15 protein-coding genes and 1 pseudogene are annotated in these 14,552 nt (G+C 43.4%); 11 read left to right on the forward strand and 5 right to left on the reverse strand.

The window, feature by feature from the left end:
- The first annotated feature begins 139 nt into the window (after positions 1-139).
- Positions 140-958: a 3D domain-containing protein gene (locus tag ACVC9U_RS08365; protein WP_075754271.1), complete on the forward strand. Its 819-nt coding sequence runs from the start codon at positions 140-142 to the stop codon at positions 956-958.
- Between the two features lie 160 nt (positions 959-1,118).
- The gene (locus tag ACVC9U_RS08370) at positions 1,119-2,708 is read left to right on the forward strand and encodes a solute:sodium symporter family transporter (protein WP_075754273.1); all 1,590 of its coding nucleotides are present in this window, start codon (positions 1,119-1,121) and stop codon (positions 2,706-2,708) included.
- 31 nt (positions 2,709-2,739) lie between these two features.
- Here the strand turns inward: ACVC9U_RS08370 and ACVC9U_RS08375 are convergent, their stop codons facing one another.
- A complete protein-coding gene (locus ACVC9U_RS08375; protein ID WP_075754275.1) occupies positions 2,740-3,705 on the reverse strand; it encodes a S66 family peptidase in 966 nt (321 codons plus the stop codon).
- A 44-nt stretch (positions 3,706-3,749) separates the two neighbouring features.
- Positions 3,750-4,259 (reverse strand): GNAT family protein, encoded by a 510-nt coding sequence (locus ACVC9U_RS08380; protein WP_075754277.1) that lies wholly within the window; start codon positions 4,257-4,259, stop codon positions 3,750-3,752.
- Between the two features lie 229 nt (positions 4,260-4,488).
- On the opposite strand from ACVC9U_RS08380, the gene ACVC9U_RS08385 reads away from it, so the two are divergent.
- The 6 genes and pseudogenes from ACVC9U_RS08385 to ACVC9U_RS08410 all read left to right on the forward strand — a co-directional run bounded on the left by ACVC9U_RS08385 (position 4,489) and on the right by ACVC9U_RS08410 (position 9,832).
- Positions 4,489-5,469 (forward strand): hypothetical protein, encoded by a 981-nt coding sequence (locus ACVC9U_RS08385; protein ID WP_075754279.1) that lies wholly within the window; start codon positions 4,489-4,491, stop codon positions 5,467-5,469.
- Between the two features lie 152 nt (positions 5,470-5,621).
- Entirely contained in the window at positions 5,622-6,155 is a 534-nt protein-coding gene (locus ACVC9U_RS08390; protein ID WP_020451765.1) for a DUF420 domain-containing protein, read from the forward strand.
- Between the two features lie 160 nt (positions 6,156-6,315).
- Positions 6,316-7,526 (forward strand): annotated as a pseudogene (locus tag ACVC9U_RS08395) (glycosyltransferase family 4 protein).
- 14 nt (positions 7,527-7,540) lie between these two features.
- Positions 7,541-7,942 (forward strand): hypothetical protein, encoded by a 402-nt coding sequence (locus ACVC9U_RS08400; RefSeq protein WP_128739445.1) that lies wholly within the window; start codon positions 7,541-7,543, stop codon positions 7,940-7,942.
- A gap of 212 nt (positions 7,943-8,154) precedes the next feature.
- A complete protein-coding gene (locus ACVC9U_RS08405; RefSeq protein WP_075754285.1) occupies positions 8,155-8,793 on the forward strand; it encodes a papain-like cysteine peptidase in 639 nt (212 codons plus the stop codon).
- Positions 8,794-8,845: 52 nt separating this feature from the next.
- Positions 8,846-9,832, forward strand: coding sequence for a polysaccharide biosynthesis protein (locus tag ACVC9U_RS08410; protein WP_441390558.1), 987 nt, complete (start codon positions 8,846-8,848; stop codon positions 9,830-9,832).
- A 133-nt stretch (positions 9,833-9,965) separates the two neighbouring features.
- On the opposite strand, the gene ACVC9U_RS08415 is transcribed toward ACVC9U_RS08410, so the two are convergent.
- Together ACVC9U_RS08415 and ACVC9U_RS08420 are read right to left on the reverse strand one after the other, a co-directional pair.
- Positions 9,966-10,616 (reverse strand): lysozyme family protein, encoded by a 651-nt coding sequence (locus tag ACVC9U_RS08415; RefSeq protein ID WP_009328096.1) that lies wholly within the window; start codon positions 10,614-10,616, stop codon positions 9,966-9,968.
- Positions 10,617-10,708: 92 nt separating this feature from the next.
- Positions 10,709-12,046, reverse strand: coding sequence for an APC family permease (locus ACVC9U_RS08420; protein WP_441390561.1), 1,338 nt, complete (start codon positions 12,044-12,046; stop codon positions 10,709-10,711).
- 152 nt (positions 12,047-12,198) lie between these two features.
- Between ACVC9U_RS08420 and ACVC9U_RS08425 the strand changes: the two genes are divergently transcribed.
- The 3 genes from ACVC9U_RS08425 to czrA all read left to right on the forward strand — a co-directional run bounded on the left by ACVC9U_RS08425 (position 12,199) and on the right by czrA (position 13,845).
- On the forward strand, positions 12,199-12,450 hold the full coding sequence (locus tag ACVC9U_RS08425; protein ID WP_023855704.1) for a YnfE family protein: 252 nt from the start codon (positions 12,199-12,201) through the stop codon (positions 12,448-12,450).
- A 152-nt stretch (positions 12,451-12,602) separates the two neighbouring features.
- Positions 12,603-13,427, forward strand: a complete 825-nt coding sequence (locus ACVC9U_RS08430) for an MBL fold metallo-hydrolase (protein WP_075754293.1) — start codon at positions 12,603-12,605, stop codon at positions 13,425-13,427.
- 85 nt (positions 13,428-13,512) lie between these two features.
- Positions 13,513-13,845, forward strand: a complete 333-nt coding sequence (gene czrA, locus ACVC9U_RS08435) for a Zn(II)-responsive metalloregulatory transcriptional repressor CzrA (RefSeq protein ID WP_003182557.1) — start codon at positions 13,513-13,515, stop codon at positions 13,843-13,845.
- 40 nt (positions 13,846-13,885) lie between these two features.
- Here the strand turns inward: czrA and ACVC9U_RS08440 are convergent, their stop codons facing one another.
- A complete protein-coding gene (locus ACVC9U_RS08440) occupies positions 13,886-14,428 on the reverse strand; it encodes a CcdC protein domain-containing protein (RefSeq protein WP_474077340.1) in 543 nt (180 codons plus the stop codon).
- Between the last annotated feature and the right edge of the window lie 124 nt (positions 14,429-14,552).

The following is a 14,552-nucleotide window of genomic DNA, read 5'->3' on the forward strand; positions in this document are numbered from 1 at the left end:
TTTTTGGACGGCTGAAAATCCTTCTCGTAAAATAACTGTAATCAAAAACAAATTGTTTTGTTATTGATTTGACATTTTCATATGTTACGATTGCTCCTGTTAGCCGGACAATAAAAAGCTAACAAGGGAGGATTTACTTATGAAGAAGACGTTTATGTCCTTTGTTGCAGTTGCAGCATTATCTTCAACTGCATTCGGAGCGAGTGCCTCTGCAAAAGAAGTAACAGTCCAAAAAGGTGACACCCTTTGGGGAATCTCGCAAAAACAAGGGGTAAATCTACAGGACCTAAAAGAATGGAATCAGCTTTCCTCAGACCTGATTATTCCAGGACAAAAGCTGAACGTTTCTGAAAAACAGACAGAAGAAAAGAAACAATATACCATTAAAAAGGGAGACACTCTCTGGAAAATCGCCCAACAATTCGGCGTTTCCGTGAACGACCTTAAAAATTGGAACAACATAAAATCAGATATCATTTACCCGAATACATCCATAACTGTTGACGGACAGGCGACGGTTCAAGCTGCTGCGGCGCAGCCTGCGGAAACAAAGCCTGCCGTACAAAAAGAAGCGAAAGTTGAGAAAGCTGCGCCTGCACCTAAGCAGAAAAAAGAAACGGCTTCCCGTTCAAACGAATCTCAAAGCTCTCAAAGCGCTCAAAGCGCTGCAAAAGAACTGACGGTTACCGCGACGGCATACACTGCCAATGACGGCGGAATGACAGGCGTGACAGCTACGGGTTTTGATCTGAACGCCAATAAAAATGCCAAGATTATTGCGGTGGATCCAAACGTGATCCCGCTTGGATCCAAGGTGTATGTTGAAGGCTACGGAGAAGCGACTGCTGCCGACACCGGCGGTGCGATCAAAGGGAACAAAATCGACGTATTTGTTCCAAGCAAATCCGCGGCAAAAAACTGGGGCGTTAAAACGGTTAAAGTAAAAGTTTTAAAATAATAAGTTTTACCATTGATGGACACTGACCATGGAGATGATCAGTGTCTTTTTTCTGTTTTCTGCATCTTTTTTTCGATTTAGATGTTTTTTTAGATTGGCAAATGGGTAGTTCAATAGATATGTACATATCAGCTGATTTAGAAAAGGAGATGCAGGAGTATTGCTGTGGATTATCATGACATTTTTATTGATTAATGCAGGGATTTTTATTTTTTCTTATCTGAGGACAAAAGATATTAATTTGAAGACGTCAGACGGTTATTTTCTCGGCGGGCGCAGTCTCACTGCTCTCTATATTGGAAGTTCGCTGCTTTTAACCAATTTGTCAACGGAACAAATGGTTGGGTTAAACGGTCAAAGCTATTCGGGAACGATGAGTGCCATGGCTTGGGAGGTTACAGCACCGCTTGCGCTCATTATGCTGGCATTCGTCTTTTTACCGAGGTATCTCAGTTCCGGAATCACGACGATACCCGACTTTCTTGAAAAACGCTATGATCAAAGAACGCGGCAAATCGTCTCGATTCTCCTGCTTCTGGGATATGCGACCTCGTTTCTGCCAACCGTTTTGTACTCCGGAGCGCTCGTTCTCGATCAAGTGTTTAATATTTCCTCCGCGCTTGGAATCAGTACGTTTACGACTGTTTTTTTCATCTCGCTTGTGATCGGGGCCGCAAGCTGCTGCTACATATTTTTCGGGGGGCTCAAAGCTGCGGCATCGGCTGATGCCATTTATGGCGTCGGTTTAATTCTTGGCGGTCTGTTCATTTTTGTGCTCGGAATCATGGCAATCGGCGACGGCAGTCTCTTAAACGGCTATACAGAGCTGACGAGTGTACATAAGGAAAAGCTGAATGCCATTACAGCCGACAACGCTGCAGAAGTCCCGTGGCCGACGATTTTTACGGGACTGCTTGTGAACAACTTATTTTATTGGGCTGTTAATCAGTCGATCGTTCAGCGGGCGCTCGGGGCGAAAAATTTGGCTGAAGGGCAGAAAGGCGCATTGCTGGCCGGTGTATTTAAGACGATCGGTGTGTTTTATCTCGTTCTTCCCGGGGTTATTGCTTATCATCTTTACGGAGGTCATATTCAAAATGCTGACACCGTTTACCCTAAGCTGATCGTTGATTTGCTGCCGACTGCGCTTATCGGTGTCTTTGCCGCGATTTTATTCGGAGCGATTCTCAGCTCGTTTAACGGTTCGCTGAACAGCACGATCACGTTGTTTACATTGGATTTGTACAAACCGCTCTTCAAGCCTGAGGCAAAAGAAGAAGAGCTTGTGAAAACGGGAAGGATCTTTGTGGTGATCCTTGCCGCGGTATCGATTATCATCGCGCCTTTTATTCTGTTTGCGCCGTCTGGCCTTTACAATTATTTGCAGGAAATGTTCGGATTTTTCAATGTCCCTGTATTGGCGGCCGTCGTCGTTGGATTCTTTACGAAAAAAGTGCCGGCGCTTGCCGTGAAATGGGCGATATTCGCACACATTGTTTTGTATACCATCTCAAAAATTTATTTTGTCCATATTCATTTTCTCTATATATTGGCCGTTTTGTTTCCGTTTTCCGTCCTCTTGATGCTTTTCATCGGAAAATTGAAGCCAAGGCCGTCGGAATTCAAGCTTGAGAAAAATGCTAAGGTTGATTTGCGGCCATGGAAGCATGCCAAACTTGCTTCTATTCTTGTGATTTGTCTGATGGCCTGCATTTATCTGTTATTTTCGCCTTGGGGTCTTGCCAAATAAAAAAAGGCAGAGGATGTGTTCATCCTCTGCCTTAATGTTTTGAGATACAAAGTGATACATGTTCTTTCTGTGCGTCGATGCGGCACCATCCGCCAATCGGAAATGTAAAGAAAGGGCTTGTATGGCCGAAATCTAAATTCGCGATAACGGGTATTTGAGAAAGCTCTTTTTTTGTTTGCACAATTTGTTGGAGGCGCTCAAGCGATACGGCTGATGCTGTCTGAAAACGGCCAATGAGAACAGCTTTGACACCGGAAAAATCGGGCAGATGAAGCAATGACTGCAGATCGCGGTCAAAAAACGCTGCCGGCGATTCCCAATCATCCTCAAGAAACAATACGGCGTTCTTGATGTCAGGGAAAAATTCCGTACCTTGCAATAGGTTCAATGTGCACAAATTCCCTCCTATGATCTTGCCGTCTGCTGAGCCTTCGTTGATCACAACAGGGCCGCTGTTTTGTTTGGGACATTCTTCAGTTTCGATTTCTTCACACCACATCGATGATGGTTCAACATCGTAGACACCGCTTGCGCAACAGCACTTCAAAAAGTAATCCTTCATGTAGTTTAGTCCATACCCCATTGAAAAGCTTGAAAAATGAGGTCCCGAATAGGTGACAAGCCCGGTTTTTGCATAGATCGCCGCTGAAAGGGCGGTAATATCTGAAAAGCCGCAGAACACTTTTGGGTTGGCCTTTATGAGTTCATAATTTAAATGTGATAACAGCTGATTGCTGTTATACCCGCCGAGCACAGTGAGTATTCCTTTGACGCGTTGATCAGAAAAGGCATCATGGAGATCGCTTACTCTCGATTGAATGCTGGAGGAAGAACATTCATCAATTTCATTAGCATGTGCGGAAAAAGAAATTCGAAATCCGAGATTGTTTAAAACTGTTCTCGCTTTTTCGATCTTATCGGTGTTGAGAAGTGACAGGCTTCTCGATGGGGCAATCACCCTGATTTCGTCACCGGGCTGTAGTTTTTCTGGAAACATGAACGGGCACACCTTTCATTGTTTCTATCTATTTCACCATACTTTTAAAGATCCTGCCACTGAATTTCACCGGATTTTGAACCGGGGTCAATCGTTACTTCAAAATGATGCTTTTCATAAAAATGAACCAGCCGATCCACATGGTCCCAATCCCTTTCAGCAATGTCCCCCGTGATGACCGGTATGTTGTGCTCGCGGGCTTTTTCTTTTAAATACTTCATGCAGATGGACCCATAACCGTAGCCTGCCGGCCCTTTAATATCCCCGATATGGATCGCGCGTTTTTCTTCTTTGTAGGAAGCGACAAGAGAAAAATCACATCTTCCGCGGTACGGCGACTGGCAATCGCTTAACATGATCTTGCATGTCCGGCCATCATCAATCGAATGGACAATCATCCATTCATCGTCTTTCGATTGATCAATACCGAGCACTCGCGAATCTTTGGAGATATCCTTCATATTTTCACGCATCCGAAACAGTTGAAATTGCAATTCGTTCAATTCCTTCTGCAAGCCGGAGCTGTCTTTTTGCATTTCTTCATCCGTTATCATAAAACTTACTCCTTTCCATTAAAACATACAGTTTTCGATTATAGTAAAAAGAACGGCAATTTGCAAATGGGTTGCTAGAATTAAATTTTAATGTAATTTTAAACAAAAATTTCACATTCTACGATTTTTTTGTGATAGAATTCATATGACTTCTGGTATATTTACCTAGGATACGAGACAATGGATCCTCCTAACCCCAGAAAAATCATGACAAAAGGAGCGTACGATTTTGAAGAAAAGAATTTTTTCTCTATTGATGCTGATGTCAGCTTTTGTTCTTGTATTAGCTGCATGTCAGCAGGCTGATCCAAAAGGATCTTACGCAGCGGCTTATAAAAAGCTGATTTCTGCGAAATCATACGAATTTTCAAGTGATATCGGCTTGAAAGTTGACGCATCCAACCTTGGAGCGGAAGATAAGCAAGTTGCTGATATGCTGAACGATGCAACATTAACGATCAGCGGAAAAACGAATGCTGAAACGAAACAGTCTGAGGCTGTAATTAAAGCGAAGCTGAAAGTCCAAAACATGTCGCTTGATTTCGATATTCCGGTTTATATGGACGAAAAGAAACAAGTCGGCTACATCAAAATTGACAGCGTTCTCGACAGCTTCGGCTTGTTCCTTGGAACAGCCGGCATGAATTTTGACAGCGTCAAAGGCAAGTACCTTGAATTCCCGCTTGAAGATGACAAAACTTCATCTCAAGACACGGATGAACTTCAAAAACAATTGATGGAATCCATCAAAGAAGCTGCGGACAATCTGCCTGCAGATAAGTTTGAAAAAGCGGATCTGACGGATAAAGAAAAAGAGCAGGGTGCTGCTCAAAAAGTCGCTTTCAGCTTTAGTGACAAAGAAATTAAAGCTGCGGTCGTCAAGTTCATCGAAATCGCCGGAAAAGCGAGCGGAGAAGCTGTTCCGAAGAGCGAGCTGAACAAGATCAAAGACGGACTGAAAGACGTCACATTCAAAAAGTTTGATGTGACATCAACAATCGATGACAAAGAAAATCTTCTGACTGAAAATGCGGATATCTCTTTGTCTGTTGACAGCAAAAAAGCCCCTCAATCTTTAGGCATCACGGCATCAACGACGTACAAAAATATCGATGGTGACGTAAAGTTTGAGCATAAACCGAATAAAGAAGATATCGTAACTGAAGAAGAATTCGAAAAATTAATGGCTAAAGATGCTATGAATTTCTAAGGCATCCGCCTGAGTTCCCTTCCTCGTTCTAGAGGAGGGGAATTTTTGTATATTCTGTGACTAAATTCTGACGAAAAGCCGAAAACGTTGACATTCCTCCTGAATTTGAATACGATTTTGATAGCTTGCACAAATAGGAGAGATTGCCCGATATGACCCATACACAAAAAAATAAAAACTATACAGGCATTGTTGTTGCTCTGACGATTATCATAAACGGAGTCATTGCCCTCTTGTTTTTCATGCCGAAAAGCGACAAATTCGCTCACTTGGATTTGACTTTTCTGCCGCTTTTGAACGCAGTCTGCAACAGCTTCACATTCATTTTCTTAGTGGCTGCACTGATCATGATTAAACAGAAAAACATTAAGGCGCACAAGCGGTTTATTTTTGCCGCTTTTACGACAACGTTCATCTTTCTCGTTTCATACTTAACTTACCATTCATTAATGCCTGACACTCATTTTGGCGGGGAAGGGATTATAAGACCGATCTACTATTTTATTTTGATCACACACATTGTCTTGTCCGCTTTAATCGTTCCCTTGGCCTTGTTTACACTGTTCAGAGGCCTGAGCATGCAGGTGGAACGCCACCGCAAAATCGCCCGCTGGACGATGCCGCTTTGGCTGTATGTCAGCCTGACAGGTGTTCTCGTCTATATGATGATTTCCCCCTATTACTAAAAGAAAAATCCGTTCTCTTATAAAAGGAGAGCGGATTTTTTCTTTTAGCAGCCTCTTGAAAAATAATCTTTCTTAATTGGATATCCGTCCTACACAAGATATGACAATCACCAATATAAATAATTAGAGCATTGGATAGAAATGAAAAAGGGAGATGCTTATGAAAATTCTTCTTGCCACTTATTGGAGTATTCCGCATGTAGGTGGTGTATGGACATATATGGTCCAACTGAAAGAATCGCTCGAATCTATGGGACATGAAGTCGATTTGCTTGGATATGGAGAGGAGAATCAGATTGTTCATATTGTAAACGAAAATCGCAAGGTCGAAAAAGAACAGCTGATGCCTATGATTGAGCAATCGGTCAATCAACAATCTTTTCCGCAAATATTTGACAATCAATTGATTCACTTTACAGAGATCCAGCGCTATGTTTACGAACTTGCAGCCATTTATTTAGGATTGGAAAAATACGATCTGATCCATGCCCAAGATGTCATCTCAAGCGGCTGTCTGAAACGAGTGAAGCCAAAAAACACACCGCTTGTCGCAACGCTTCACGGGAGTGTGGCCCATGAAATCAGACACCAGCTTACAACGATCCACAGAAGATCTAATTCTGACGTTGCAGGGGCGTACTTCGACCATCTTGAACGGGTCGGCGCTGTTTCGGCTGACACCACAATCGTTGCCAACAATTGGTTAAAAAATCTGCTGACTAAGGAATTCGATACACCGGAGGAACAAATCAGCGTTCTCCATTATGGCTATGATATTGATAGCTTTCTAAAACGAAAGGATATAAAGTCGTCAGCAGAAATACCGCAAACAGATAAGAAAATTATCCTTTTCACAGGTAGGCTCGTTGAAAACAAAGGTGTTCAGCATCTGCTTGCCGCACTTTCACATTTAAAAGAGGTTCGGGATGATTGGGTATGCTGGATTGCCGGCGACGGAGAGAGAATGGCGGGACTGCGAATTCTATGCAGACAGCTCGGTTTGGAAAATGATGTCGTGTTTATGAAAAAGCGCGATGATGTCCCTTATCTTCTTTCAATTGCTGATGTGTATGTTTTGCGAGTCTTCTCGAAAATCAGCCGCTGTCTGTAATTGAAGCACAATTAGCCGGACTTCCTGTCATTGTCAGCGACGCCGGAGGTCTTCCTGAAATCGTCGAACACAATGTGACCGGTATGGTTACGCCTAAAGGAGATGCACAGGCCATATGCGACTCTATCAATCAGTTGTTGGAAGATGAGACGCTCAGAAAAACTTTAGGATCCAATGCGCACAAGTTTGCAATGGAATATTGGAATATGGAGGAAGCTGTCAACAAGGTTTTGGAAATTTATCAGCAAACTTTAAAATAAAGGAGATATGTCATATGAAGTCTGAAATTAAAAAGCATTTGTTTGAACTTCTGACGAAAGAGGAAGTGGATATCGATTGGTGGGATAAATATTTGGATTTGCTTTTCGAGTTTCAAAAAGAAAAAGTTGAGGCATTAGCCGAAAAGGCCGCTCAGACGAATTCGGCAGCTGGATCAAATGAACAGCCTGTTGAAACCACAGAGGCTTTACCGGAAGAAAGCTCAACTAATGTAAACAGCAAAAATGAAGTATTAGACGAATTAACTGCGAGCTTTGAAGAAATGAACAGTAAAATTATAGAAAGCAATAACAAAGTGCTTGAAGCGATCAAAGAGTCGCTTCCAGAGAATTATACAATTCCAAATGATTCCACATTGAATTTCTTTAAAACACAAAATCATACAAAAACAGAATAATTAATTCTTCACAATCAACCTTCGGAGCTCCGAAGGTTTTTATTAAGCCTATAAATCTATCAAGGCTGATTGAATTTAGGAGGCTATGTTAGGTAATTGTCTTTTACCAATTTGCTACACCGACATAATATGTTATAAAGACCACATGCTCTTTCCTATCATTAGCTACTTATAACGGCCATCTTTTGTCAGTAAGCACAAGGAGTGAAAATATGAATTTAAAAGAGATACAGGGCGAATATGATGCGATTTTCAGCTTGGGGCATTTATGCCTGACAGCTCTCCAGCTGAGAAAAATGAATAAAAGGCCTTATGCGGGGCCGTTTGATTGGGTCGGCTCCTCGTCGCTGCCGGATCTGTGCCGACTGATACGAAACCGATTTGAAGGCTTTATGGATCCTATAAATTTGAGAGTGACGGGGTATTCCACAGGAGTTGCCACTAAAGATCCTTTTATTTCGGTTACGGATGATCATTATTGCATTGACTCGGCCCACGATTTTAAAGCGGATCGAAATACACTCGACAACCTGGCTACTTATCATGAAGTGATAGAAAAATTTAACAGGAGATTTAACAGATTTTTAGAAAAGACATCGACTGCACAGCGCGCGTTGTTTGTCAGAACAAGCGGCACAATGCAGGAAGCAAAAGAGCTTGAAGAAGTGCTCTCTGATTTGGTTACAAACGATTTCAGCATTCTTTTGATCAATCACACAAATGTATCGGGTATTGTTGAAAATCACTGGCCGTTAAAGAACGTATGCGCTGTCGAACTTCCTGATCAAGAAATTTGGCAATCAAATGACCCATATTGGAGTGAAATGTTCCAAGGTATAACGATTCGTTAGTTTTTTGCCGATGAGAATGATTGACTAAGGCACAAAGGGAGAGAAAAAGCGGATGTTTGAAAATAAAACGATATTCATTACTGGAGGAACAGGCTCATGGGGCCGGGAACTCATTCTTCAGCTGCTATCCTTAAACCCTAAAAAGCTCATTGTATTTTCCAGAAATGAAGAAAGACAAGTTCAAATGAGAAGGCAGATTGAAGATCCGAGGCTGACGTTTTTCATCGGGGATATCAGAGATCGGAAAGCGCTGAACACAGGATTAAAAGGTGTCGACTATGTCTTTCATTTAGCAGCGCTGAAGCATGTGCCGGTGTGTGAAGAACAGCCGCTAGAAGCATTAAAAACGAATGTCACAGGGACGGAAAACGTTATTGAAGCAGCGATCGAAAACGGCGTTAAAAAAGTCATCAACGTCTCGACCGACAAAGCGGCTGATCCTGCCAACTTTTACGGTATGACGAAAGCGATCGGCGAGAAGCTGATCGTATATGCGAACCATCTCTATTCAGACACGGATTTTATTTGTGTAAGGGGAGGAAATGTGCTCGGAAGCAGCGGAAGCGTTCTTCAGCTTTTTAAAGACCAGATCAGGGAAAAGAACCAGGTCTCCATCACAGACAAAAGAATGACCCGTTTCTTCCTCACGAAGGAAAAAACGATCCGGCTTTTATTAAAAGCGGCTGAAAGCGGCCAAGGCGGGGAAATTTTCATTATGAATTCGCCGGCCTGCAAAATTTTAGACATGGCTGAGGTGCTGATCGAAGCTTATGGAAACGAAATAACGTCCATCGCAGAAACGGGGGCAAGGCCGGGGGAAAAGCTTCATGAACTGCTGATTTCACCTCATGAACGGCAGCATGCTGTCTCATTTACAGATGACCTCGCGGTGGTGCTTCCTGCAATCAAAATGCCCGAGCTTCATAAAAAGTATGCGGATTGCCAGCCTTTAGAAACAGATAACTTGAGCTCAAAAGACTTTTTAATCTCAAAAGAGGAAGTAAAAGAAATGCTGAAAAAAGGCGGTTTTTTGGATTAGACGGATGGATCGAAGCGTTCACGGGGAATATGCGAACTGATGACAAGCATGGCATGCGTCTGCAGGCGATGCTTTCGTTCGCTCCTCCAAAACAGGACAAGCCGGGCGAAAAATCACCCAGCCAGCCGCTTTGTCAATGTTCAAGTGTTAATCCTTCGATATGTTCTTCGACTTTTTTTGTGCGTTCCATTACTTTTTCCGTGTAAGAGTAATCCCCGTAGCAATAAGGATAGCGGAAATTGTTTGTATCCCCGCCGCAATTGTACAGGTCGGGGTTCTTTTTGACTTGTTCTTCGGAAAATGCCTTTGCCAGCTTCTCAGAGTGCTTTCCGCCGTGTTTTGAGACATAGTCGATATAACCGGCCCCCATATTATAGCTTTGGATAATCGTTTCAATATCGACGCCTTTTTTCTGTCCCTTTTGATACATTACTGTAAAATGGCGCACACCCTGCTTAATGCTTGCTTTTGGATCGTCAATCTCATTTCGCTTCATGCCGAGAGATTCCGACGACTGCATCGGATCACCGCCTCTGCCTTTTGACTCTTGATACATCATGCCCAATAAAAGACCGGTGTATTGTGAAAGACCCTGTTTATCGAGTTCTTCTTCAACAAGAGGCTTGTAATCTTTTAATCTCTCAAGAATATTAGATTCAGTGTCAAGAGGAAGCCATTTTAATTGTTCCAGACCGGAGATGGCAAAGAAAATGATCAATGGAACAAACACAAAAAATGACAAACAGCCAGCTCCGGCTAAACATCCTGATTTCTTTTTCTTCAATGGTTTCACCTCTGTAGCGCCCTGATGCAAAACAGTATACAGTCTCATTTATTATGACATATCTCTACAAGAAGACCAAGTGATATACCATTCTAGCGCGGATCGCGATCAAAGCCGAATGTGACGTCCGGAAGAGAACGGATCCTGAACAAAAAGTATATAAAACCGGCAATCAGCCAGCCGGCTCCAATTATTAGCGCATTTTTGCTGATGCTAAGCAGCAGCCAGCCGCAGAAAGAGGCCCCTAAAAAGGGCATAACCAAATAACGAAGCGTTTTTAAAAAGCCTTTTTCCTGCCTCCGAATGTAGTAATGGCCGATGACAGACAAATGGACAAAAATAAATCCGATCAGCGCGCCGAAACTGATGAATGAATAGATGACCTCGAGTTCCCCGATCATGGCCGTCAATGAAATCAGCCCGATGAACATAATATTAAACACCGGCGTCTTTAAAGTCGGATGCACATAGCCGAAAAAGCGTTTCGGAAGAGAGCTGTCCCGCCCCATCGCATACAAAAGCCGCGAAGCGCTCGCATGCGAAGAAAGCGAGGATGAAATGACAGCGACCATTGTTCCCGCCAAAAAGAAGGACTTTAAAAAAGCGCCTCCTGTATATAGGGCGATTTCCAGCGATGCCGAATCGGCGTGCCGGAAGCTATCATAGGACGGATAGATTTGCTGCATCAAGTAAGAAATCGCCGTAAACAGCGTTCCGCCAATCGCTACTGTTAAAAAGATGGCCAACGGAATGTTCTTCTTCGGGTTGACCATTTCTTCAGACATGGTGGAAATCGCATCAAAGCCAAGAAACGAAAAACACAAAATCGTCGCTCCTGATACAATCAGGGAAGGCTCGATATCAGAACGGAAAAACGGATCGGCTGACATCAGCTCGCCCGTCCCGAGACCGTCTGCGAGCCCGGCGATCATAAAACCGGCAAAAGTCAGGGCGACGATCACTTGAAAAGCGACGAACAGCCCTGTAATATTTGCCGTTAGTCTGATGCCTAAAATATTGACAACGGTAATCGATAAAGCGAGCAGAACGACCCAAAAACCATGCGGCACTTCAGGAAAAGCCGCCGTCAAATAAGCGCTGCCGATCGCAAAATTGACCATCGGCAAAAATAAATAGTCCAGCATGATCGTCCAGCCGGCTAAAAATCCCGCATGCGGATGAATGCTTTCATATGCATATGTATAAACCGATCCCGCTTGTGGATAGGCCTTGACCATGCTGCCGTAGCTCAAAGCGGTCAAAAGGAGTGCGGCAACAGTGAATATGTATGCCGCCGGAACGTGTCCCTTTGTCAGTTGTGCGACCACTCCGTATGAATCAAATACGACGAGCGGGTCCATATAAGCAAGGCCGATCACAACGAGCGGGCCGAGTGTAAGACTTCGTTTAAGCGCAGTTTCGTTTTTCAATGACTTCTAAATCCCCTTATGTAAAAAATACAGAAATTAAGACATATTTTATCTGTTTTTTTGCGCTTGAGCAACCGTATAAAACCTCTTTTTCCCGTATAAAAATAATAAATGTTGCAAACCCTTTGAAAAAAGGCAAGGAGTATGAAGACATGGATATATTGAGAGGCTATGTTGAAGCCGTCAAAAGAAATATGGAGACGATGAATGCATCTGATTATGATGGAAAAGAAGAGGATTTAAGAAGACAGCAGGAAGAGCTCGAACGCTATGAACAACGGTTAAAAGAGAAAAGCGCTTCGGCCGATCGCTTTGATCAGGTAGTCGATGCCGCTGTAGATTGTGCGGCCGGCGATATTTCATTTTCACAGCTTGAACATATGTATCAGCAAGAAGGCAGCTAGCGTCCGGATCAGCGGACGCTTTTTTCACGTTTCAGGATGATGCGGACAGATCAGCCTGGATATCATGAATAATAGACTGCATATAGAAGCGAAAAAATCATGTATATGTGAAGAAGATGGTAAAATATAGTTTGAAAGGGGAGGGAGCAATTTTGACTAACTATATTTGCACGACGTGCGGTGTACAATATGACACTGCTCCGAAAGAGCCGGCGGAATGCATTATTTGCAATGAAGAAAGACAGTATGTCAATCATTCAGGGCAAGCTTGGACAACGCTGGAAGAAATGAAGCAAAGCGGAAGGTTTCAAAACGAGATCTCATTGGAAGAAGAGCGCCTATACAGTTTGACGACAACGCCCGAATTCGGCATCGGTCAATCGGCATACCTGATACAGGAGCCCGGTTTTAACTTGCTGTGGGATTGTATAACATACCTGGATCAGCGGACGTTTGAGAACATCGAGCGAATGGGCGGAGTCCAGGCGATCGCTTTATCACATCCGCATTATTATGCTGCACAAACGGAATGGGCTGAAAAGTTTGATGCTCCGATCTATATTCATGAAGATGACAAACAATGGGTGCAGCGGCCGAGCAGCCGGATTGTGTTTTGGTCCGGCGATTCCCTCAAACTGTCAAGCGGGTTGACTTTGCACCGGCTTGGCGGCCATTTTAAAGGGGGAGCGGTCTGCCATTGGGCAAACGGAAACGGAGGCAAGGGAATCCTCCTTTCAGGAGACATTATCCAAGTCGTTCAAGATCGCAGATGGGTGAGTTTTATGTACAGCTATCCAAATTTGATTCCTCTTCCCGCCGGCAAAGTGGAGCAAATGGCTGATCAATTAAAAAATGTTCCATTCAACCGGCTGTACGGCGCTTTTCGCCGCTTAGTGGAAAACAGTGCCGGAGAACGTGTACAGCTGTCAGCCGCAAGGTATGCAGAAGCGCTTCAGGGGACGCTGTTTTCGACTTGATCTGTTCCCTGGCTATAAAACTTTTCAACCGGTATGTTTTGGTATATGATATGAAGGTAAAAGTTGCGCGGAAAAGGTGAAAAGCATGAGTGAGCACAATCAGGAAACAACAGAAAAACAGGTGCGGGCCGAGTTAGATGAAGAAACTTTATTTCTCGTTTCACAGACGTTTAAAGCGCTCTCAGACCCTACGAGAATCAAAATTCTTCACCTGCTCTCACAAGGCGAACATTCGGTCAATGAAATAGCGGAGAAGCTGAGTCTGCTGCAGTCAACCGTTTCTCACCAGCTCAGGTTTTTAAAAAACCTTCGTCTCGTCAAATCAAGAAGGGCAGGGACTTCCATTTTTTATTCCCCAGAAGACCAGCATGTCCTCGATGTACTTCAGCAGATGATCGATCATACACAGCATGACTAAAGCTTATGAAAAGGCAAACTCCACATCCCGAGTTTGCCTTTTACGCTGAGCGTTTTTCTTCGATTCTCCCTTTTTTTAAAACAAAAAAAGAGAAACCGACATAATAAACGGCCAGTACAAAAAAACCGATCATCGTCGCCGGATCCTGCGCAAAAAGGGCGCCGTACGCTGCTGAACCCCCGTTTGAAACCGCAGTCTGGAGCTGGCCGATCTCGGCGATCCGGTAAAGAAACCGGTATAAAAATAACAAAAGTACGATCAATTCAATCCATAAATGCGTTCTGAAATAAAGGATGCCGTCCCGATTTTCGATTGACACATGCTTCAGCGCATAGGCGGTCAAGAGGAGCCCGAGCGCAATCCCAATCAGATCATAGAAGTATGATAAAGGGTGTAGTGCGCTCATCGTCAGCAGAAAAACGAAAATTCCCGAAAAGAGGATGATCCGGAACAGCATGCGTGCCGGCTTTAAAGGCTGATAGCCGACTGAGCGTTTGAACTTGATATAGACGAAGGACACAATGACGAAAAACTGTAAAAAATAAAATATGATGTTTTTAAAACCTCCTTTTTTAAGGAGTATATGTCCAAACTGTAAAAATCGTAACAGGAAAAGTGATTTTCTAAATAATTGGGTGATGAGATCCCCTTTTTTGTCATGATATTCCAAAATGGTGTGTGCTTTAGAATGAAAATAGGCAGCGTAA

The sequence above is a fragment of the Bacillus sp. GM2 genome, assembly GCF_056155945.1.